The 19907-nt window shown below is 72.0% G+C and carries 19 protein-coding genes and 1 pseudogene; 16 read left to right on the forward strand and 4 right to left on the reverse strand.

Going from position 1 to position 19907, the window contains the following annotated elements:
• Positions 1–10 precede the first annotated feature (10 nt).
• Positions 11–223, forward strand: coding sequence for a hypothetical protein (locus tag C2L59_RS29310; protein WP_103352758.1), 213 nt, complete (start codon positions 11–13; stop codon positions 221–223).
• A gap of 60 nt (positions 224–283) precedes the next feature.
• Here the strand turns inward: C2L59_RS29310 and C2L59_RS29315 are convergent, their stop codons facing one another.
• Both C2L59_RS29315 and C2L59_RS29320 read right to left on the reverse strand, forming a co-directional pair.
• Positions 284–1741, reverse strand: coding sequence for a non-reducing end alpha-L-arabinofuranosidase family hydrolase (locus tag C2L59_RS29315; protein ID WP_103352759.1), 1458 nt, complete (start codon positions 1739–1741; stop codon positions 284–286).
• Between the two features lie 279 nt (positions 1742–2020).
• Positions 2021–2917 carry an alpha/beta hydrolase gene (locus C2L59_RS29320; protein WP_199199309.1) on the reverse strand — a complete coding sequence of 299 codons (897 nt, stop codon included), beginning with the start codon at positions 2915–2917 and terminating at the stop codon, positions 2021–2023.
• 120 nt (positions 2918–3037) lie between these two features.
• On the opposite strand from C2L59_RS29320, the gene C2L59_RS29325 reads away from it, so the two are divergent.
• On the forward strand, positions 3038–3943 hold the full coding sequence (locus C2L59_RS29325) for a helix-turn-helix domain-containing protein (RefSeq protein ID WP_103352963.1): 906 nt from the start codon (positions 3038–3040) through the stop codon (positions 3941–3943).
• 314 nt (positions 3944–4257) lie between these two features.
• Here the strand turns inward: C2L59_RS29325 and C2L59_RS29330 are convergent, their stop codons facing one another.
• Complete coding sequence (locus tag C2L59_RS29330; protein WP_103352760.1) at positions 4258–5628, reverse strand: hypothetical protein; 1371 nt, start codon at positions 5626–5628, stop codon at positions 4258–4260.
• A gap of 326 nt (positions 5629–5954) precedes the next feature.
• On the opposite strand from C2L59_RS29330, the gene C2L59_RS29335 reads away from it, so the two are divergent.
• The 10 genes and pseudogenes from C2L59_RS29335 to C2L59_RS49345 all read left to right on the forward strand — a co-directional run.
• Entirely contained in the window at positions 5955–7280 is a 1326-nt protein-coding gene (locus tag C2L59_RS29335; RefSeq protein ID WP_103352761.1) for a lysine N(6)-hydroxylase/L-ornithine N(5)-oxygenase family protein, read from the forward strand.
• Positions 7277–8332, forward strand: coding sequence for an FAD-binding oxidoreductase (locus C2L59_RS29340; RefSeq protein ID WP_103352762.1), 1056 nt, complete (start codon positions 7277–7279; stop codon positions 8330–8332). Before C2L59_RS29335 ends, C2L59_RS29340 begins: the two co-directional genes overlap by 4 nt.
• A complete protein-coding gene (locus C2L59_RS29345) occupies positions 8329–10341 on the forward strand; it encodes a class I tRNA ligase family protein (protein ID WP_199199311.1) in 2013 nt (670 codons plus the stop codon). The genes C2L59_RS29340 and C2L59_RS29345 overlap by 4 nt, the downstream gene beginning before the upstream one ends.
• A complete protein-coding gene (locus tag C2L59_RS29350; RefSeq protein ID WP_103352763.1) occupies positions 10334–11920 on the forward strand; it encodes an AMP-binding protein in 1587 nt (528 codons plus the stop codon). Before C2L59_RS29345 ends, C2L59_RS29350 begins: the two co-directional genes overlap by 8 nt.
• Complete coding sequence (locus C2L59_RS29355; protein ID WP_103352764.1) at positions 11917–12507, forward strand: GNAT family N-acetyltransferase; 591 nt, start codon at positions 11917–11919, stop codon at positions 12505–12507. Before C2L59_RS29350 ends, C2L59_RS29355 begins: the two co-directional genes overlap by 4 nt.
• Before the next feature lie 11 nt (positions 12508–12518).
• A complete protein-coding gene (locus C2L59_RS29360; RefSeq protein WP_103352765.1) occupies positions 12519–13220 on the forward strand; it encodes an alpha/beta hydrolase in 702 nt (233 codons plus the stop codon).
• 21 nt (positions 13221–13241) lie between these two features.
• Entirely contained in the window at positions 13242–14213 is a 972-nt protein-coding gene (locus C2L59_RS29365; RefSeq protein WP_103352766.1) for a cupin-like domain-containing protein, read from the forward strand.
• A 16-nt stretch (positions 14214–14229) separates the two neighbouring features.
• Positions 14230–15441, forward strand: a complete 1212-nt coding sequence (locus tag C2L59_RS29370; RefSeq protein WP_103352767.1) for an ATP-grasp domain-containing protein — start codon at positions 14230–14232, stop codon at positions 15439–15441.
• An 8-nt stretch (positions 15442–15449) separates the two neighbouring features.
• Positions 15450–16685 carry an MFS transporter gene (locus tag C2L59_RS48250; RefSeq protein WP_103352768.1) on the forward strand — a complete coding sequence of 412 codons (1236 nt, stop codon included), beginning with the start codon at positions 15450–15452 and terminating at the stop codon, positions 16683–16685.
• A gap of 39 nt (positions 16686–16724) precedes the next feature.
• A pseudogene (locus C2L59_RS49345) lies at positions 16725–17158 on the forward strand (IS5 family transposase); the annotation flags it as partial.
• Between the two features lie 207 nt (positions 17159–17365).
• Here the strand turns inward: C2L59_RS49345 and C2L59_RS29390 are convergent.
• Positions 17366–17869, reverse strand: a complete 504-nt coding sequence (locus C2L59_RS29390) for a MauE/DoxX family redox-associated membrane protein (protein ID WP_103352769.1) — start codon at positions 17867–17869, stop codon at positions 17366–17368.
• A gap of 135 nt (positions 17870–18004) precedes the next feature.
• On the opposite strand from C2L59_RS29390, the gene C2L59_RS29395 reads away from it, so the two are divergent.
• From C2L59_RS29395 to C2L59_RS48255, 4 genes are read left to right on the forward strand one after another with little or no spacing between them, the layout of a single operon-like run.
• Positions 18005–18697 (forward strand): hypothetical protein, encoded by a 693-nt coding sequence (locus tag C2L59_RS29395; protein WP_103352770.1) that lies wholly within the window; start codon positions 18005–18007, stop codon positions 18695–18697.
• Complete coding sequence (locus tag C2L59_RS29400) at positions 18694–19212, forward strand: hypothetical protein (RefSeq protein WP_103352771.1); 519 nt, start codon at positions 18694–18696, stop codon at positions 19210–19212. The genes C2L59_RS29395 and C2L59_RS29400 overlap by 4 nt, the downstream gene beginning before the upstream one ends.
• On the forward strand, positions 19178–19744 hold the full coding sequence (locus tag C2L59_RS29405) for a hypothetical protein (protein ID WP_103352772.1): 567 nt from the start codon (positions 19178–19180) through the stop codon (positions 19742–19744). The genes C2L59_RS29400 and C2L59_RS29405 overlap by 35 nt, the downstream gene beginning before the upstream one ends.
• On the forward strand, positions 19741–19902 hold the full coding sequence (locus tag C2L59_RS48255) for a hypothetical protein (protein WP_199199312.1): 162 nt from the start codon (positions 19741–19743) through the stop codon (positions 19900–19902). The genes C2L59_RS29405 and C2L59_RS48255 overlap by 4 nt, the downstream gene beginning before the upstream one ends.
• Positions 19903–19907 lie beyond the last annotated feature (5 nt).

Consider the following 19907-nt stretch of genomic DNA (forward strand, 5'->3'; position numbering starts at 1 on the left):
CGGCAGGAGCGTGCGGGTCACGAAGGTCCGACATGGCGATCTCCACCGCGCGGCCGGGCAGGAGTTCGGCGAGGTCCTGGTCGAAGGCCTGGTCCGCGCATCCTGCCTGGCCGACGCCGTCCGGCCGGAGTTCTGGCGGCCCGTGCTGCTCGATCGGACCGCCCTGTTGCGTCAGGTGTCCGCCAGGCTGAACGCCCTCGGTGCCACCCCGCGGCGATCCTGACCCGATATGCCGCCAGAGGGACCCCGGCCGTCAGCCGACCGGAGTCCCTCTGGACGGTGGCTAGCGCTGCAGCGTCAGCACGCCCGGACGCCACGGCAGCTGGTCGTACGGGCCGCTCGCGTTCGGGGCCTTGCCCTGGTACAGCAGCTGCAGGTTGCACGGGTCGATCGTCATCGTCTGGTCCGGGTTGTTGCGGACCAGGTCACCGTGACTGATGTCGTTCGTCCAGCTGGCGCCGCTGTTGGCCTTGCCCGCGAACGGGTTGCTCTCGCTCGCCGCCTGCGGGGTCCACGAGCCGCTGAGGCTGCTCGCGGTGAACGACCGGAAGTAGCGGCCGCCCGAGCCCATCGCCTCGACGATCATCAGGTACTGGCTCTGGCCCTGGACCTTGTACACCTGGACCGCCTCGAAGAGGTTGGCTTGGGAGTCGCTCATGATCGTCGTGTAGTTCGAGCCGAAGCTGCCCGGGAAGTTGCCGATCGGCATGCTCGCCCGGTAGATCTTGCCGTTGTCGCCGGCGAAGAACAGGTACATGTTCGAGCCGTCGGCGATCAGCGTCTGGTCGATCGGGCCGGTGCCCGAGCCGGAGATGCTGCCGGTGAACAGCGGTTGCGGCGCCGACCAGCCGTTGGGGTTGGTCGGGTCGCTCGACGTGCGGTAGATGAACGGCCACGCGCCCCACTGGTAGGCCAGCACCCAGATGTTCTTCGGCGCGAAGTAGAACAGCGTCGGCGCCACCGTGCCCTGGTTCATCCCGGTCTGGCCGGCCGAGGCCATGTCGGACCAGTTCGTGAACGGCGTGAAGGCCATCGAGCCGTACGACGAGCCCGCGACGTTCGAGGCGTAGACCAGGTGCTTGCCGTTGTAGACGACGTTGGTGAAGTCCTTGAGCGAGACCCACCCGTTCTTCGGCTGGGCCAGCGCGCCGGTCGAGGACCAGCGGTACGAGGACGGCAGGGAGCAGGTGCCGCCCGGGGTCGTCGGCGTGGTGGTCGTCGGTGTCGAGCCCGACAGGCCGGTCCACTTCTGGTTGCTGCCGCCGTTGCACGTCCAGATCTCCACCGCGGTGCCGTTCGCCGTGGCGGCGCCCGTGACGTCGAGGCAGAGCCCGGACTGCACCCCGACGATCGTGCCGTCGGCGTTCACCTGCCACTGCTGGTTGGCCCCGCCGTGGCAGGTCCAGGTCTGCACCCGGGCTCCGGCCGTCGTCGCGGCGCCGGCCACGTCGAGGCACTTGCCGCCGAGAACCGTCAGCTGGCCACTGGCCGTCGACGTCCACTGCTGGCCCGCGCCGCCCGAGCAGTCGTAGATCTGCAGGGCCGTGCCGTCGGTCTGGCTGGCGTTCGGGACGTCCAGGCACCGCCCCGAGCCGACGCCGCGCAGGGCGCCGGTGACGTCGGCCGAGGCCGCGCCGGCTCCCAGCGTCACGCCCACCACCGAGGCCGCCGCGACCGTCACCGCGGCGGCGACGACGGCGATCCGGGAGCGGCTGCTGCCGCTGGTCCTTGCTCTGTTCATGACGACTTCTCCCCGTCACCTGCAGGTGTTATCGCTAACATTGAGTTGCGACAGCCTGGGCTCGGGCCGGAAGGATTGTCAATCCGCGTGGCCGGCCGTCCGGGCCCCGGACGGCCGGCCACGCGACTTGCCACCTCACGGGCGTGTTTCCGGTCCACAGTGGACCACCGGGGGATGAAAGTTACACGCTCGGACGGTGGTGTGCAGCCGCGCGACGGCGGCGAAGACGTCCTACCGGCCGTAGCGGCCGGTAGGGCCGTCCCCGCGAAAGGGTGCACCTCACCGGCCGAGGTGGGCGGCGTAGAACCCGGCCAGCTCGTCGAGAGCCGGCCCGACGTACTGCTCGCGGTCGTAGAGGTCGACGTGGGTCGCCCCCTCGATCCACCGCAGCTGTTCCGGCCCACCGGCGACCTCGGTCGACATGCGTGCGGTGACCGCTTCGGTGCCGACCACCATCAGCAGCGGCCGGGGCGCGATCAGCCCGGCGAAGCGGCCCGCGTCGAAGGCGACGATCCGGTCGAGGCTGTCCCAGGTGAACCCGGTGGCCGAGCGGGGGTGGAACCCCCGGCCGGTCCGGTAGTAGTCGAACCCCTCGAAGCCGTGCTGGCCGCCGGCGGCGCGGGCGTCCTCGGCGGTCGGCGGGAAGATCGGGAACGACGTCATCTTCTCGCCGCGCGCTTCGGCGGTGCGGGCCGCGGCCGCGGCGTCGAGCATGCCCTGGACGACGGCGGGGTCCTGGGTGCCGTCGGCACCCTCGCGGAACATCCGGCCGATGTCGGCGGCGCTGACCGTGGCGACGGCCTTGATCCGGTGGTCGGTGGCCGCGGCGGGGAGCACGTACCCGCCGGAGGCGCAGATGCCGAGCGCGCCGATGCGCTCGGCATCCACCTCGGACCGCGTCGTCAGGAAGGACACGGCGGCCTTGAGGTCTTCGACGCGCTGGCCCGGGTCTTCCAGGCCGCGCGGCAGGCCGCCGCTCTCGCCCTGGTAGGCGGCGTCGAAGGCGAGGGCGACGAACCCGCGCTCGGCGAGGCGGCGGGCGTAGCGCCCGGCAGTTTGTTCTTTGACACCGCCGGCGGGGTGCCCGACGACGACGGCGGGGTGCGGGCCGTCGTGGCGGGGCAGGTACAGGTGCCCGGCGATGTCGACGCCGGCGCTGGTGAAGGTCACGTTCATGCCTTCCAGGTTCGGCCTGGCCCGCCGTGGGCGTAAGAGCCGGGTTTCTGCCCCGGCAGCCGCGTTCGGGGGAAGGATCCTGCCTACCCACGTTCTCCGTCCACGGGGGACAATCGGCAGATGGAACCCACCGGCCGGCCGAAGGAACTCGGCGACTTCCTCAAGGCGCGCCGCGCCCAGCTGAGCCCGTCCGACGTCGGGCTGCCGGACACCCGGCGGCGCGTCGCCGGGCTGCGCCGGGAGGAGGTCGCCCAGCTCGCGGCGATCAGCGTCGACTACCTGACCCGCCTCGAGCAGGGCCGGGTGCAGGCGTCGGCGTCGGTGCTGGCCACGCTCACCCGGGCGCTCCGGCTGAGCGAGGACGAGCAGTCGTACGTGCACGAGCTGGCGGCCAAGCCGTACCGCCGCCCGCGGCGCCGGCCCGGCGAGAAGCTGCGCCCGGCGATGAAGCGGCTGCTCGACCAGCTGGCCGAGACACCCGCAATGGTCCTGGGACGGCGGTTGGACATCGTGGCGTGGAACGCCTCGGCGGCGGCGTTGTTCACGGATTTCGCCCGGTATCCGGCCAACCGGCGGAACTACGTCTACCTGCTTTTCGCGGATGCCGCGGTGCGTGGGTTGCACGTTTCGTGGGAAGAGGCGGCTCGGACGGCAGTGGCGGCGTTGCACCTGGAGGCCGCGCAGGATCCGGATGCGCCGGAACTGGCGGACCTCGTCGGGGAGCTGGCGGTGCGTTACCCGGAGTTCCGCACGTGGTGGGCGGCTCATCACGTGACCAGCGCCGGCTACGGGGTCAAGCGGTACCGGCATGCGGTGGTCGGGGAGCTGGCGCTGGACTGTGACATGTGGGAAAGCCCCGACGGCAGCGGGCAGCGGTTGATGGTGCTGACGGCGGAGCCGGGGTCGGCTTCGCACGAGCGGTTGCGGATCCTGGCGTCGTGGACGGCCGAGTCACCTCGGCACCCGGGCGAGCGCTCTGCGGAGCGTGCGCCCGAGGTCGGGGACCTGGATGCCCAGCTCCCGTAGCCAGTGGACGACCTGCGCTGTCGAACGTCAGCCCCGGCGGCAACCCGGGACACGACATTCCCAATCCGTGCGAACGGACAAGCGCGACCACCTCGGAAAGCGGCGCGTGCAGCCGGACGGCCGCCACGAGGAGGTACGCGAACGGCATGGCCTGGTCCGAGTCGAAGTACCCCGTCGACCAGCCACACCCGGTCGGCGTCGGCGATATCGTAGAGCGACAAGGAATGAGCCCATTCGTGCAGGTCAGGGGGAGACACTGGTCTCGCCCGGAACTCGGCCATCCGCTCCGATGTCGATCGGCCGGCCGGCGAACATCAGGGTCCGGCCGGCCGCGATGCAGGCCCGGTGAGAATGTCGGCGACGACCGGACTCCGGTCCGCGGCCCCGCAGAGCCACGCGTAACTCGGCGGAACTGGAGCCGGCCGGGGAGCCAGGTGACCGTCTCGACGCCACGTTGAGCCGTCGTCTCGAACTCCGCGACCGCCAGCAGCCTCCGCAGCACGTGCACGCACGACCACCGCCCGCCGTCCAGCCCCATCCGGCACGTCGTCACCCGGATTTCGTCGGCCAGCATGAAGTAGCTGAAAACCGCGGTGCCGAACCGGCTGTTCGGGTGGAACGGGATCGGGGGATCCAGCTCCTCCCACGCCGCCCGCTCGTGCCGGAACTCGGCCTGGCCGGGTGCAGGAGCTCGTCCGCGTTCGCCGTGTGCTCGCGCAGGCCTTCGACCACCGCCTCGTGGGACACCGCGCGCGCAGCACCGGGAGGTCGTGCGGGCCGCCCCACACCGCCTCGTCGAGGCACGACCGGACCGTGGCCGGGTCCACCGGGACCGGGATGCCCAGGTGCTCGCCCACCACGTCCGGCAGGGCCGTCGCCTCGATCGCCAGGGTGGCGGCCAACGCGCTGATGAGCGCCAGCCGCTGGTCGCGGATGCACTGCCGGCCCGGGGCGCGGACGTGGTCCTCCGCGGGCACCGCGCCCAGGAACTCCGGGTGGCAGACGTCCGGGCCGAGCCGCAGGCCCTCCAGCAGCGCGCACACCCGCCCGGCCGCGAACGTCTCCCCCAGCTCCGCCAGCGGCGTCCCGGCGTCCTGGAGCAAAGGGCCGGCGTCCGCGAACGACTCGTGGCGCGCCAGCCGGCGGTGGAACAGCCACCAGCCGATCGGCGGCGCCGAGTCCGGCCGCCGGCCCGCCCGGTGGACCAGGACCTCGTGCCCGTCGAGGAACGCCTCGAACGAGCGGGCCGCCGCCGTGCCGGAGGTGCCGCGGCCCAGCTGCGCCGGGTTCACCCCCGCGTGCTCGACGGCCAGCCGGACCAGGTTCGCCTGCCGGTGGAACGGGAGCAGGGCCAGCAACGCCGCCTCGGCCGCGTCCAGCGACGGCGGCTTCTCGCTCCACAGCCACACGATGCGCTCGAGGAACCGCGTCGCGAACCCGTCCGCCAGCCGCGGAAGCAGCGCCGTGACCACGGTCTCCAGGTGGGCCGCCGCCGCGGAGACGCGGGCGCGGTAGAAGTCCGCTCCCCGGCCGACGTGGTCCCACAGGCTCGAGGTGGCGACGCGGCCGGCCCGGCCCTGCGGCGTCACCGACGCGCCGGCGACGTCCCGGGCCTGCACCACCGAGCCGTACACGACCGAGTTCCGGATGACGTTGTGCGTCTCGCCGCCTCGACCGGGCTGCATCCACCCTCCCAGTGTTCCCGCGTCCAGGCCGGGAAGTGCAGTCCGGCCTCCCGTGCGGTGCGGACAATCGTCGCGATCGGAAGGTGCCGCAGTTCATTTCGGAGGGTCGGCAACCGGTGATCAATTGCCGTGCCGGTGGGACGAAAGTAGCCTTGCGGCCCAGTCGCACGCGGTCTACCCTCGGGCTCGGAGGGTTCTGAACTGCACAGGATTCGGGGGGACCAAATGAGCGTTTTCAACGTGCCGCAAAGAGCGAAAGCCGATTATTCCGATTCGGCGCATCTCCCGGGCCCGTCGCCTTTTTCTGTCGCTTGATCGAGCATCCGTTGACTACTCACGAGCACACCGCGCGAGCGCACTACAATTGCCTCGGCGTCGGCGTGGGGCCGGCGAACCTGAGCCTCGCGGCGCTCCTCCACAGTCACCCGGACGTCACGAACCTGTTCCTGGAGCAGCGAAACTCCTTCGGCTGGCACGACGGCCAGCAGCTGCCCGGCACGACCCTGCAGGTCTCCGTCCTCAAGGACCTGGTCAGCCTGGCGGACCCGACGAACAAGTTCTCCTTCTTCAACTACCTGCACGCCCAAGGGAAGATCTACCACTTCATCAACGCGCAGTTCGACGCCGTGCCCCGGCAGGAGTTCCGCAACTACCTGAAGTGGGTCAGTGACCAGAACGAGCACATCACCTACGGGGAAAAGGTGCTTTCCGTCGATTTCGACGACGTCTTCGTGGTGCGGACCTCACGCCGCACGGTGACCGCGGACAACGTCTCGGTCGGCGTCGGCAGCGTGCCCTGGGTGCCGCCCGTTGCCGGGCGTTTCCAGGGCGGACGGCAGTTCCACGTCAGCGATTTCGTGGAACGGGCCGCGGACGTCGGCGGGAAGCGGGTCTGCGTCGTCGGCGGCGGCCAGTCCGGGGCGGAGGCGTTCCTCGACCTGATCTCCCGGCCGGCTCCGGAACGGCCCCGGCGGGTGTCCTGGGTGACGCGGCGGGCCAACTACTTCCCGATCGACGACTCGCCCTTCACCAACGACTTCTACACGCCGAGCCACTCGGACTACTTCGTCACCCTGGAACGGACCACGCGCGAGGAGTTCACCGCGCGGCACGTCCTGACCAGCGACGGCGTCTCGGAAGCCACCCTGCGCGAGATCTACCGGCGCGTGTACACCCTGCGGTTCATCGAAGGCGCCCGGGACGTGGTCGCCCTCTACCCCCACCGCGAGGTCGTCGGGGTGGCGCGGGCCGGGCACGACGACTGGGCTCTCCGGGTCACCAACGACAACCACCCGGGTGCCGTCGGGCAGCTCGAGGCCGACGTCGTCGTCTGGGCGACCGGGTTCCGGCCGGCCCCGGTGGACTTCCTCGCCCCGATCGCCCACCGCATCGAACGGGAGGGCGAGGAGTTCCGGATCGACGGCCAGTTCGCCGCCCGCTGGGACGGCCCGGCGGGGCACGACATCTTCCTGCACGGCGCCGCCCCGCAGCAGCGCGGCCTGCCGGACCGCAACCTGAGTCTCGTCGCGTGGCGCAGCCAGCGGGTCGTCGACCGGCTGCGCGGCGTCCGCAGCGACGAACAGCTCCCGTCCTTCATCGAGTGGTCGCCCAAGCTCGGCCCGACCGACGCGGCGAAGGTCGTGCTGGGATGACCGACGTCGACGTGGCCGTCGTCGGCGGCGGCATCATCGGGTGCCTGGTCGCCCGCGAACTCACCGCCCGGGCGCCGGGCCGGACCGTCACGGTGCTCGACCGGGGCCTCGTCGGCTCGGGAGCCAGCCGGTGGTCCGCCGGGCTGCACTTCCCGCGCGGCGCGACCCGGCGGGTCCGGGCGATGGCCGCGGCCGGCCAAGACGCCTACGAACGGCTGAAGGCCGAGGACCCCGCGCTGCCGATCCACCCACTCGGCCTGTGCGTGCTGTCCTCGGACGCGGCCGGGGTCGCCCGCGCCTACCTCGAGCGGGCCCACCTGACCCCGGCCCGGGAGGTGCCGGGCACGCTGCCCGTGCCGGCCGGGACCGGGATCTGGACCGGCGAGGGGTGTCACCACGCCGACGTCGGCGCGCTCGCGGCCGCGCTGGCCCGCCGGTTGCGGCCCCGTGTCCGGTTCCGCGAAGGCGTCGCGGTCGCCGGGATCGAGCGCGGCGACCGCGAAGTCACGCTGCGGCTGGGCACCGGCGAGCCGCTCACCGCGGCCGCCGTGGTGCTGGCGCCGGGGCCGTGGGTGCACGCCCCCGCGTGGCGGTCCCTGACCCGGCCGCTGGAGCTGCGGGTGAAGCTGGTGGCGGCGCTGCACGTCGACCGGGTGCCCGGCGAGGGCGATCCGGTGGTCGTGTTCCACGACCCGGACGCGTTCCTGCTGCCGCTGGCGCACCGGGGCCACTGGATGTTCAGCTTCACCAGCCGGCAGTGGGACGTCCGGCCGGACGCCCTGACCGACGGCCTGACCGGCGCGACCCTCGCCGAAGGGCGCGAAGCCCTCGCCGCGTGCGCGCCGGAACTGGCCGGCGCGGTCACCGCCGGCCGGGTGTTCTGCGACGCCTACAGCCCCCGCCGGGAACCGGTGGTGCGGACGCTCGACGACGACGGCCGGATCGTGTTCGCCGGCGCCGCGAACGGCTCCGGCTACCGGCTCGCCCCCGCCATCGCCGCCGAGGCGGCCGACCTGATCTTCAGCGGACCAGCGCAAAGGATCTCCGCGTGATCATCACCCGCTACCGTCCCGCCGAACTGTCCGCCGCGTTCGGCATCGCCATGAACTCCGTGGCCGGGTTCGGCCCCGGCGCCGGCTGGGGCCGGGTCGTGCCCGGCGGCCGCAGCGACCCGCACCAGCACGACGAGACCGAGGTCTTCGTCATCGTCAGCGGCACCGGGGACGTCGTCGCCGACGGCAAGCGGACCCCGGTGGGGCCCGGTGCGGTGGTCCGGTTCACGCCGTTCGAGACGCACGTCATCGAGAACACCGGCGACGTCGACCTGGTCTTCTTCGACCTCTACTGGCGGGATCCCGCCGAGGCCCTCGCGGCCGCCGGCGTGGCTCAGCGCCGCCGGTTCGGCGAGCGCCCGGTCTTCGTCTTCTCGACGCCGCCGACCCCGAACGGCGACCTGCACCTGGGTCACCTGTCCGGGCCGTACCTCGGCGCGGACGTGTTCGTCCGGTTCCAGCGGCTGAACGGGGTCGAGGCCTGGCACCTGACCGGCAGCGACGACTACCAGAGCTACGTCGTCGACCGGGCCGCCCGTGACGGGCGGGAGCCGGCGGAGACCGCGGCGCACTTCTCCGCCGAGATCGCCGCGACGCTCGCGCTCATGGACGTCGAGCCCGACCAGTACACCGCCACCGGCGACGACCCCGGCTACCGGGCCGGGCTGCGGGCTTTCTTCTCGCGGCTGGTGGCCTCCGGCTCGGTGCGGCTCGAGGACGTCCCGGCGCTGGTCGACGCGGAGACCGGCGAGTACCTGTACGAGGTCGGCGTGTCCGGCGGCTGCCCCGGCTGCGGGCAGGGCACCAACGGCAACATCTGCGAGGAGTGCGGCGAGCCCAACACCTGCGCCGACCTCGCCGATCCCCGCGCGCGCCGGACCGGCGACCCGGCCGGCCGGGCCACGATCGCCCGCTACTGCCTGCCGCTGCACGAGTTCCGCAAGGAGGTCCTCGCCCACCACAACCTCGGCCGGGTGCCGGCCCGGCTGCGGGAGCTCGCGCACCGGGTGTTCGCCCGCGAGCGGCTCGACCTGCCGGTCACCCACCCGTCGCCGTGGGGCGTGCCGCCCGCCGAACCGGGCGCGGACGGTCAGGTCGTCTGGGTCTGGCCGGAGATGGCCTACGGCTTCCTGCACGACATCGAGGCGCTGGGCCGCCGGCTCGGCCGGCCGTGGCGGGCGGACGCGCCGGAGCAGGACTGGAAGATCGTCCACTTCTTCGGCTACGACAACAGCTTCTACCACTCGCTGCTGTACCCGGTGCTGTACCAGCTGGCCTTCCCCGGCTGGCACCCGGACATCGACTACCACGTCAACGAATTCTCTTTGCTGGGCAACGAAAAATTCTCCACCAGCCGCAGGCACGCGATCTGGGGCAAGGACGTCCTGACCCCGACGACCGTCGACGGGCTGCGGTTCCACCTGTCCCGCACCCGGCCGGAGGGCCGGCGGACCAGCTTCGAGCCGGCCGGCTACGACGCCGTGCTGCGTGACACGCTCATCGGGTCCTGGCAGCGCTGGCTGCACGAACTGGGCGACCGGGTGCGGCAGCGGCACGGCGGCACCGCCCCGGACGCCGGGGTGTGGACGCCGGAGCACACCGCGTTCCTCGACCGGCTCGGCACCCGGCTGTCGGCGATCACCGCCGCCCTGGGCCAGGACGGGTTCTCCCTCACCACCGCGAGCGCGGAGCTGGCCGGCATCGTCGAGGACGTCAGGCGGTTCGCCGCCCGGGAGCACGCGGTCGCGGAAATCGATGCATGGCGGGCCGAGACGCGGACCACGATCGCCCTGGAGCTGGCCGCCGCCCAGCTGCTCGCCCGCTGCGCCGCGCCGGTCATGCCGCGGTTCGCGGCCCGGCTGGCGGCCGCGCTCGGTTCGGCACCGGTCACGCACTGGCCGCGCACGGTCGAACTGGTCGCGCCGGGCCGCCCGATCGACCTCGCCGCCGAGTTCTTCCCGCCGGCGTTCCTGTCCACCCGTGGCGCCGCGGAGGCCGCCGATGCCTGAGTTCGACACCGACGTCATCAACACGATCGCCCGGACACCGTGCCGGGACACCCGGCACCACATCCACTACACCGACGGCGGCCGGCTGCGGTCGCTGACGCTGGCCGAGTTCGACGCCCGGGCGACCGCGGTGGCCCGGCGGCTGCACGCGCTCGGGATCGGGCGCGGCGACCGGGTCGGGATCGTGTCCGGCAACCGGATCGAATGGCTGCTGCTGGACGTGGCCGTGCTCAAGCTCGGCGCGGTCACGGCGGGGTTCGAAGCCGACCGGTTCGACCCCGCGCAGGTCGGGGCCGCCTTCGACCTGGCTGTGGTGTTCGCCGAGAACGCCGGCGGAGCCGTGCGCAGCATGGCCGAGGTCGCCGCCTGGGCGCGGGAGCCGGAAGGCGAGCCGCTGCCGGCTCACCCGGGCTACGACCCGGCCGACATCTGCACCATCAAGTTCACCTCCGGCAGCACCGGCGCGCCGAAGGGCCTCGAAGCGACGGTGGCCAGCATCAACAGCGACATGGCCGCCGTGCAGGAGATGTTCCGCCACACCGACGGCGACAACCTGCTGTCGTTCATGGGCATGTGGTTCCTGCAGCAGCGCTACTGGCCCTATTCGGCGCTGGTGCACGGCCACGACATCACGATGACCACCTACGACGAGGCCCTGGACATCGCGCCGCTCGCGCGCCCGACGGTCGTGATGGGCGTGCCGGGGTTCTACGAGGACCTGATGGCCCGGCTCGAGGCCGCGGGCCCGATCCCGGACCCGGACACCCGGCGGGACCTGGTCCAGGAGCGGCTCGGCGGGCGCGTCCGCTACCTGTGGACCGGCTCGGCCCCCGCCCGCCGGGTGCTGCTGGAGTTCTTCAACGGCTGCGGGGTGCCCCTGTACGAGGGGTACGGCCTCACCGAGGTCTGCATCGTGGCGAAGAACCACCCCGGCGCGTTCCGGCTCGGCAGCGTCGGCAAGCTGCTGCCGGGCAAGACGGTCCGGTTCGCCGAGAACGGCGCCCTCATCTTCGGCAGCCGCCACCCGGTCAACACCCGCTACACGTGGGCGGCACCGGGGGTCAACGAGCAGACCTTCCTGCCCACCGGCGAGGTGCGCACCGCCGATCTCGGGCACCTGGACGAGGACGGCTTCCTGTACCTGCGCGGCCGGGTCGACGACTACTTCTCGCTGACCACCGGGCGCACGGTGTTCGTGGCGAAGATCGAGGAACGGCTGCGCGCGCACCCGGACGTCCACCAGTGCGCGCTGTACGGCACGGACCGCAGCTACCTATCCGTCGTCGTCTCCCCCGCTTCGCCGGACGCCGACCCCGAGTCGATCCGCCGGTTCGTCGCCGAAGGCAACCGGGAGGCGCCCGCCGAGGAGCGCATCCACGCGGTGGTGCTGGCCGCGGAGCCGTTTTCGATGGACAACGGCCTGCTGACCAGGCAGCTGAAGCTGCGCCGCCGGGACGTCCACGAGCGCTTCGCGAAGCAGCTGGACGCGGTCTACCGCGAGCCGGACCCGGGCTGGGCCGACCCGCTGCTGGTCGTCACCGGGAGCACTGCATCGATCGAAGCGGGGAGGCCGTCGTGAGCTGGGCGAAGCTGAAGGACGTCGTGCTGGTCAACGACCGGGTCGAGCTGCGCCGCGTGCGGCTCACCGACCGGGCCGCCTTCGAACGCATCGCCTTCGACGCGGAGATCTGGCGGTACTTCGTGGCCCGCATCGGCAGTGCCGACGAGCTCGACGACTTCCTGGAGACCGCGGTCGCGGACACCCTGCGCGGCGCCCGGATCGTGTTCGCGATCACCGACCGCGGCAGTGGCCGCGTCGTCGGCAGCTCGGCGTACGGGAACCTGGCCGAAAGCGAGCGGCGGGTGGAGATCGGGTGGTCGTGGCTGGCCGCCGAGGCCCGGCGGACCGGCGTGAACCGGGCGGCGAAACTCGCGCTGCTCGACCACGCCTTCGCCGAACTCGGCTGCGAGCGCGTCGAGTTCAAGACCGACGTGCTGAACACGCCGGCGCGGACCGCGCTGGCCAAGCTGGGTGCGCAGGAAGAAGGGGTGCTGCGCAGCTTCAACTACATGCCCGGTGGCCGGCGGCGGGACGTCGTCTACTACAGCATCCTGCGCGCCGAATGGCCGGCGGTGCGCGAGCGGCTCGTGGCCAGTGTGCACTGACTGGGGGGGACATGGACACCGAAGAACTGCTGTTCGACGTCGGCGACCAGAAGCTGGCGGGGACGATGGTCCACGCCGGTCACGGGCGCCCGCCGAGCATCGCGCACCTGCACGGGCTGGGGGCCACCGCGAGCCGGCACACCGTCCGCTACCTGCTGGACGTGCTGGCCGCGCACGGGCACGGCTCGCTCACCTTCGAATACTCCGGCAACGGCGACAGCACGGGCGTGATGGAGCAATCCTGCCTGGCGCGGCGGCGGGCGGAGACCCTGGCCGCGGTGGCCCTGCTGGACCCCGGCGAGCGGCCGCTGCTGATCGGCGGCAGCATGGGCGCGCACCTGGCCGCCTGGGTCGTGCCCGAGGTGCGGCCCCGGGGGATCGCGATGTTCGCGCCCGCCGCCTATCCCGCCGGGGCCGAGCACCTGCGGTTCGACGAAGGCCGCGCCCGGGCGGGCAACCACCCCGATTCGCCGGCGTTCGCCGGTATCCGGGAGTTCGAGGGCGACCTGCTGATCGTCGCGGGGAAGCACGACCAGGTGGCGCCGCCGGAGATCGTCGGCGGCTACGTGGACAACGCCCGCAAGGCCCGGTCGGTCGAGGTGATCTGGCTCGACGGCGACCACTTCGTGCACCGCTGGCTGCCGGGCCGGCCGGCGGACAAGGCCCGGGTCCTCGACGCGCTGGTGCGCTTCGTCGACCGGACCGGCCACTGAGCTTCGAGGGAGGGGACCACCATGGTGATCGAGGAGAACGTGCTCCGGCGGCACGACCGGAAAAGCATCGACCTCGTCGAAGCCGGCTTCCGGACCGGCCCGCTGGCGGACGCGGTCCGTGACGCGCCGGGCCTGCCGGCCCGCGAGGGCCTGTCGAAGGCGGAGTTCGACCGCGAGTACCGCGCACGGTCGCGTCCGGTGCTGCTCAAGGGGTTCGCGGCGGACTGGACCGCGGTCCGGACCTGGTCGCTGGACTACCTGGCCGAGCGCAGCGGCGACGCCGAGGTCACGATGGACAGCGTCCGCGGCACGCCGCCCCGGCGGGTCACGGTCGCGGAGTTCGTCCAGCTGCTGAAGGCGAACGCCGACCTGCTGCAGGCCGACCCGGATGCCGAGCCGCTGCACCTGCAGGAGTGGTACTACCAGAACAGCGCGCCGCAGCTGGCGGCCGAGCTGCCCGAACTGGACATCGCGCAGTACGACTTCCGGCGCAACCTCTACGGGGACGACGCGGCCACCAACCACCAGCTGTGGGTCGGGCAGCGCGGCGGGATCACCCGCACGCACCAGGACTCGTACCTGGTCGACGTGATGCACGTCCAGCTCGTCGGCACGAAACGCTGGTACGTCATGGGGCCGCAGGCGCAGCTTCGCCTCGGCGCGGACGGCGAACCGGACTTCGCGGCGCTGGTGGCGGCCCCGGAGACCGAGCTGCACCGGTTCGACCTCGAGCCGGGCGACGTCCTGTACCTGCCGGCCAACTGGTACCACCGGATCGAGCTGCGCACCGACTCGGTGGGCCTGGGCCGCAAGTGCCTCGACGAGAAGAACCTCCAGCCGCACATGCGGCAGCGCCTCAACGAGCTGCTGGCCCTGCTGCTCAACTACGACGAGGTCGAGAAGACCCACCCCGAGCTCACGCCCATCCTCATCACGCGCAACCGCGCGTGGGCGAACCGGATGGGACTCGACCTGGCGCGGTTGCGCCCCTGAACCCGGAAGGAGCTCGATGCGGCAGAAGCACGTCCTGGCCATCGGCGGCCGCAACTCCACTGTGGACAAGGTGAGGAAGCTGGGGTTGCGGTTCTCCATGGTCCAGCTCCCGGACTGGGTCGACGAGCGGCAGTACACCAGCGCCGAGCGTTACGCGGTCCTGGACTACGAGGACCTCGGCGAGCTGCTGGCGGTGTGCCGGGCGTGGCACCGGCTCGACCCGTTCGACGCGGTGGTGACCTTCACCGAATACGGCCTGGAGAACACCTCCCGCTGCGCCATCGACCTGGGCATCCCCGGCGACAACCTGGCCGCCGTGCTGGTGACCCGGGACAAGGGGAAGACCCGGGCGCTGCTCGACGAGCACGGCTTGAGCCCGGTGCGGCACCGGGTGTGCCGGACCCTCGAGGACGCGCGCGGCTTCCTGGCGGCCGCGGGCGGTGAGCCGATCGTGGTGAAGCCGCACGACGGCGGCCTCAGCGAGGGCGTGTTCATCGTCGAGAACGAGGCGGTGCTCGCGCAGCGGTGGGAGCGCAGCAGCGCCGCGCGGCCCGGGCCGGTCCTCGCCGAGGAGTTCCTGAGCGGTCCCGAGTTCAGCGTGGAATCGCTGTCGGTGGACGGCGTGCACGAGATCGTGATGATCACCGAAAAGGTGACCACGCCGCTGCCGCGGTTCGTCGAGCTCGGGCACCAGATGCCCGCCCGGCTGGACGACGCCGACCGCGGCCGGGTGGTGGACCTGGTGACCGCGTTCCTCGACCTCGCCGGCCAGCGCACCGGGCCGGCGCACACCGAGATCCGGCTGACCCCCACCGGGCCGAAGCTCATCGAATCCCAGACCCGCGTGGGCGGCGACCAGATCTGGGAGATGTGCGAGTTCGTCACCGGCACCGACATGATGGCCGAAACGATCGCGGCCCTGGCCGGGGTGGCCCCTCCCCCGCGCACGCCGGTCGCGCCGGCGGCGGCGATCCGGTTCTTCGGCTACGAGAACCTGCGCGTGCTGGACGTCTCCGGCGTGCCGGAGGCCGAACGGGCGCGCGGGGTGGTGCGGGTGGAGTGCGACCTGGCGGCGGGCCGGGAGCTCGGTCCGCTGACCTCGTCGTACCACCGGCAGGGGTACGTGCTGGCCACCGGCGAGGACACCGAGGCGGCCGCCGTCCACGCCGAGTCCGCGCGTGACCTGGTCGAAGTCAAGGGAGAGCCACTGGGGCGAACGCCGGAATAGGGGTTTCGATGCAGGAAGCGAGCACGACGTCGGAGTCCGCGGACCGCCGGTACACCCGCCGGGCGACCGGGCTGATCATCACCCACTACCTGCTGAGCTACCTGGGCTACTACGGCCTGCTGTCCACGTTGGCGGTCGCGCTGAGCGCGGCGTCGTTCGACGCGGGGCAGATCGCCGCGCTCGTGATGGTGTTCGCCCTGACCAACAAGGTGGCCAACATCCCGCTGGCCCCGTGGCTGGGCCGGCTGCCGACGACGGTGTCGGTCCTGATCGGCTGCGTGATGGCCGGCGCCGGGTTCACCGGCCTGCGCTTCGCCACCGGCATGCCGATGACGGTGCTGTGCCTGGGTTTCGCCGGCGTCGGCATTTCGATCAACGCGCTGGGCCTGAAGACGCTGGGCGCGGCGGTGTCGGACCGGCTGGAGAACCGGTCCCGGCTGTTCGCGCTGATCAGCGTCAGCATCAACATCGCCGCGGCCACCGCGGCCCCGGTGGCGCTGTTCTTCGTCGAACGGAAGCACCACGGCGACGTCCTGCTGGCCGTGGCGGCGCTCTACGTCCTCGCCGGGCTGGTCACCTTCGCCAACCGCGTCCGCTTCCCGGACGCCGAGCGGGTGACCCGGTCGTGGTCGCTCGGCCTGTACCTGGCGGTGCTGCGGCGGCCGGGGCTGCGTGCCTTCTTCGCGGTCAACTTCTTCTTCTGGATCATGTACGGGCAGCTGTTCAACGCGCTCGCGCTGTACGTGTCGGAGACGCTGCACGAGCCCGCCGCCCTCGGCTCGCTGTACACGGTGAACGCGTTGATGGTGGTCGCGCTCCAGCTGGTCGTGACCCGCCTGGCCGGCCGGTGGCTGAAGGGCCGGCACCTGACGACGGTGGTGGCAGCGTACGGGCTGTTCGCGGTGGCGTTCGCCGCGGTGTACCTGGTGCCCGGCTTCGGCGGCGCGATCGTGTTCGTGGTGCTGTTCACGGTGGCGGAGATGCTGTTCATGCCGAGCGGCGACGTGGTGATCGTACGGGTGATCGGCGAGCAGAACCGCGCGGTGGGCTACAGCATCTTCGCGATCAGCACGGCCCTGGGCGAGGCGCTGGGCAGCGGCACGGGCGTCGCGGCCCAGCGCTGGCTGACCGACAACGGCCACGGCACGCTGTTCTGGCTGGCGGCCGCGGCGTTGGCGGCGGTGTTCGCGCTGATCACGCACCGGCTGCACCGGGCCTCGCCGGCGTTGAGCGCGTTGACCTAAGGCCTGTCCTCAAAGCTGGTGCGGGTGATCTGCTTTGAGCCGGGTGATCATGCCATCGGCCGGTCCCGCGGCGGACCCACCACCAAGATCCACCTGGCGTGCGACGGCCACGGACGACCGTTGTTGATGGTGCTGACCGGCGGCAACGTCAACGACTGCACCCAGTTCACCGCGGTCATGGCCGGTGTCGCGTTCCGCCGCCCCGGTCCGGGGCGGCCGGCGAGGCGACCGAGCCAGGTCCTGGCGGACAAGGGGTTCCCGAGCGCCGGGATCAACGAGCCAACCGGCTGCGCCGTGGCCGGGCCGGTGGTCGCCCGCCGGCTTTCGACCGTGTCGCTCACCGGCGCCGCAACATCGTCGAACGCTGCTTCAACCGCCTCAAGCAGTTCCGTGCCATCGCCACTCGCTTCGACAAGACCGCCACCTCTTACCGAGGGCTGATCGATCTGGCCACTCTGCTCCTCTGGCTTTGAGGACAAGCCCTAGCGGCAACGCTGCGGCTCTTTGCCCTTGTCATTGAGGAGTGTTTTGTGCTCGTGGTGAGTACAGATGAGTTCGTGATCACGGCTATCAGCCGCAACTAAGACAGTCCGTCTACGTCGTTATACACCTCAACCGGAACGATCGGGAAGCGCGGCCGAGCCGTCACCACCCGGCACGGAATGGCGGGAAGAAAATAATCAACCCCGCCGCCCGCCCATTCCCCGCAACGCCACCGGCAGGTGGATCGCCATTGCCAGAACCACCCCGGCGGCCACGCACGGCCACGGGTCCGATATCGGCCCGATCGCCGCATATCCGGCACTGCCGGCCGCGAGCACGGCCGCCCTGCCCACCGCCGCCCACGAAACCCGCTCCGCGCCGAAACACCCGCACGGCACGCCCGCCCGGCGCGTCCGCAGCACCGCCGCATAGCCGGCGAAAGCGCCGTAGACCGCCGCTTGGACCGCGGCGGTCAGGACCATCGACAAGGCCGTGACCAGCACCGACAGTCCCGTCACGAGCTCCGCGCCGGTGGCGACGGCCGCGACGGGAGGTGCCCACCGCGGCGGGAACAGGCGGTGCACGCGCAGCACCGCCCGGTGCTCCGCGGGCCGCGCCGCGTGCACCGCACCCGCGGCGCTCAGAAGAATCGCCCCCGCCGCCGTCAGGACGGCCATTCCCGACGGCCAGAAAACGTTCATGCGAACATGATATTCGCCGACAAAAGTACCGTCCCCGATCGGACCAATCTTCGGAACCGTTCCGAAACAATCGTGGCAACCACCGAATCCGTCGGTTAGCCTCAGCCGGTTGGTTTCGGCGGAAACGGAGGTCCCATGGCGACACAACGGTTGCGGCTGGTGGCGCCGGGCGGTGCCCGGGTGACCGTGGACCTGCCCGCGGCCGCCCCCGTTTCGCACGTCGTGGCCGGCGTCCGGTTCGTCGGCGGCTCGTTCGGCACCGGGTTCCAGCTCGGGCCGCGCGGCTACCACGAGTTCGCCTGCACCCACGTCGCCCCGGCGACCACCCGGGACCGGCTGGTGGTGCACGGCCGGGAGGTCGTCGTCGCCGAGGCCGACGACGGGCAGACGTCGCTGGCCACCCTGATCGGCACCTACCACGAGCTGATGACCGTGTACGCCGGCCCGGCCCCGCGCCGGGACCGCGTGCTGGCGCTGTTCAGCTCCTTGCGGATCGAAGACCACGTCGGCGGCATGACCGTCGTCCCCCGGGCGGCGACGCTGCTCGACTCGGCCAACGAACACTTCGTCGTCGTGGTGCGCCACCACGGCTCGCTGTCCATCCCCGGCCCGCGGCACGCCGCCGCCCTGCTCCCCCGGCACGCGGGCGCCCGCACCAAGCACGGCGAAGTCTGGAAAGCCGCGGGCACGGCCGGTTCGCCGCGCTCGTTCATCCTGGGTTGCCCGGCCGGTGTGGCCGAAGTGCACCTCGCGGACACGCCGGCGAAGACCGAGCAGGAACGGCTCGACTGGCTCGGCGAAATCGGCATCGCCTGGGACCGGGGATGACGCCGTCGGTCGCGTTCGGCGTCCTCACCTGGGCGGCGATCATCCTGCTGTGCTTCGGCCTGGCCGCCGTCCTGCGCGAAGTGCGGCTGCTGCGCGGGCTGGTCACCCGGACCACGGACGGGTACGCCGCCGCGCCGCCGGACCTGGACCTCGGCCCGGGGTTCGCCCGGAGCGGGATCGTGGTGGCCGTCGACTCCGGCTGCCCGCTGTGCCTGGCCGTCGTCGAACGGCTGGCCCGGCTCGGTGCGGACGCGACGCTGCTGACCCACGAACCGCTCGCCACGTGGACGGACCTCGCGCACGGGCTGCCGGTACTCAGCGATGGCGAAGCGTGGCGGTCGGTCTCCCACCTCTCGCCGCCGGTGCTGATGCTGCTCGACGGCACCGGCCGCGTCCGGCGGCTTCAGCTGCCCGTGCGGGCCGCCGACGTGGACACCACCCTGGCCGGCTGGACCGGCCCGACGTCAGGAGGCGATACCGGTGACGCTGGTGTTGGCGCACATTCCCGGTCTTGACCGGCCCGCGGCCGGCGCCGCGGACACCCGCGCGGGCCGGAAGCTCAAGCCCGGCGGCACCCGGCGGGCGTTCCTGCGCGCGGTGGCCCTCGGGGCTTTGACGATCGGCGCGACGGCCCTGGACTGGACCGGCCTGTCCCGCACCCGGCGGGCGAACGCCGAGTTCAGCCCGTACGGCATGCCGGGCTACGACCGCAACGACTGCCGCGACGCCTACCCCAGCGGCTACGCGGAACTGCCCGACACCAGCGGCGCCTACGCGAACACCTACGCCGCCTGCTTCGGCGGCTTCTGGCGGGGCAGCACGTACTGCGACGCGGGCTGGCACAAGTACGGCACCTGGAACGAGGGCGGCATCCAGGTCGACCACCAGCCGGTGGCCAACACCTGCGGCCAGTTCGTCGGCAAGAACGCCTGGCGGTGGACGACCCCGGACCAGAAGGTCTACCGCTGCTCCGACGGCTTTTCGACGTTCTGGGGCGCCGGCTACACCGGCCAGACGTACCTGACCATCTGCCGGGCCGCCCTTTGACGCACGCACCTGCCCGGCGCCGGTGGCACCCGCTGACCATCGCCGCCGGGCTCCTGCTCGCCGCCGGGGTGGCGAGCGCCCTCGTCCCGTGGCTGGTACCCAGCGCGTGGCTCGTGATGTGCGCGGCGGCCGGGTTCGCCACCAGCGGCTCCAGTTGAAGCCG

It is taken from the genome of Amycolatopsis sp. CA-128772, assembly GCF_002904295.1.
Lineage (GTDB): Bacteria > Actinomycetota > Actinomycetes > Mycobacteriales > Pseudonocardiaceae > Amycolatopsis.

Coding starts and splice junctions, on each gene's coding strand:
- C2L59_RS29360 (WP_103352765.1), top strand. CDS start 12,519: ATGGACACCGAAGAACTGCTGTTCGACGTCGGCGACCAGAAGCTGGCG.
- C2L59_RS29390 (WP_103352769.1), bottom strand. CDS start 17,869: ATGAACGTTTTCTGGCCGTCGGGAATGGCCGTCCTGACGGCGGCGGGG.
- C2L59_RS29400 (WP_103352771.1), top strand. CDS start 18,694: ATGACGCCGTCGGTCGCGTTCGGCGTCCTCACCTGGGCGGCGATCATC.
- C2L59_RS29330 (WP_103352760.1), bottom strand. CDS start 5,628: ATGCAGCCCGGTCGAGGCGGCGAGACGCACAACGTCATCCGGAACTCG.
- C2L59_RS48250 (WP_103352768.1), top strand. CDS start 15,450: ATGCAGGAAGCGAGCACGACGTCGGAGTCCGCGGACCGCCGGTACACC.
- C2L59_RS29350 (WP_103352763.1), top strand. CDS start 10,334: ATGCCTGAGTTCGACACCGACGTCATCAACACGATCGCCCGGACACCG.
- C2L59_RS29320 (WP_199199309.1), bottom strand. CDS start 2,917: ATGAACGTGACCTTCACCAGCGCCGGCGTCGACATCGCCGGGCACCTG.
- C2L59_RS29325 (WP_103352963.1), top strand. CDS start 3,038: ATGGAACCCACCGGCCGGCCGAAGGAACTCGGCGACTTCCTCAAGGCG.
- C2L59_RS29365 (WP_103352766.1), top strand. CDS start 13,242: ATGGTGATCGAGGAGAACGTGCTCCGGCGGCACGACCGGAAAAGCATC.
- C2L59_RS29370 (WP_103352767.1), top strand. CDS start 14,230: ATGCGGCAGAAGCACGTCCTGGCCATCGGCGGCCGCAACTCCACTGTG.
- C2L59_RS29315 (WP_103352759.1), bottom strand. CDS start 1,741: ATGAACAGAGCAAGGACCAGCGGCAGCAGCCGCTCCCGGATCGCCGTC.
- C2L59_RS29395 (WP_103352770.1), top strand. CDS start 18,005: ATGGCGACACAACGGTTGCGGCTGGTGGCGCCGGGCGGTGCCCGGGTG.
- C2L59_RS29340 (WP_103352762.1), top strand. CDS start 7,277: ATGACCGACGTCGACGTGGCCGTCGTCGGCGGCGGCATCATCGGGTGC.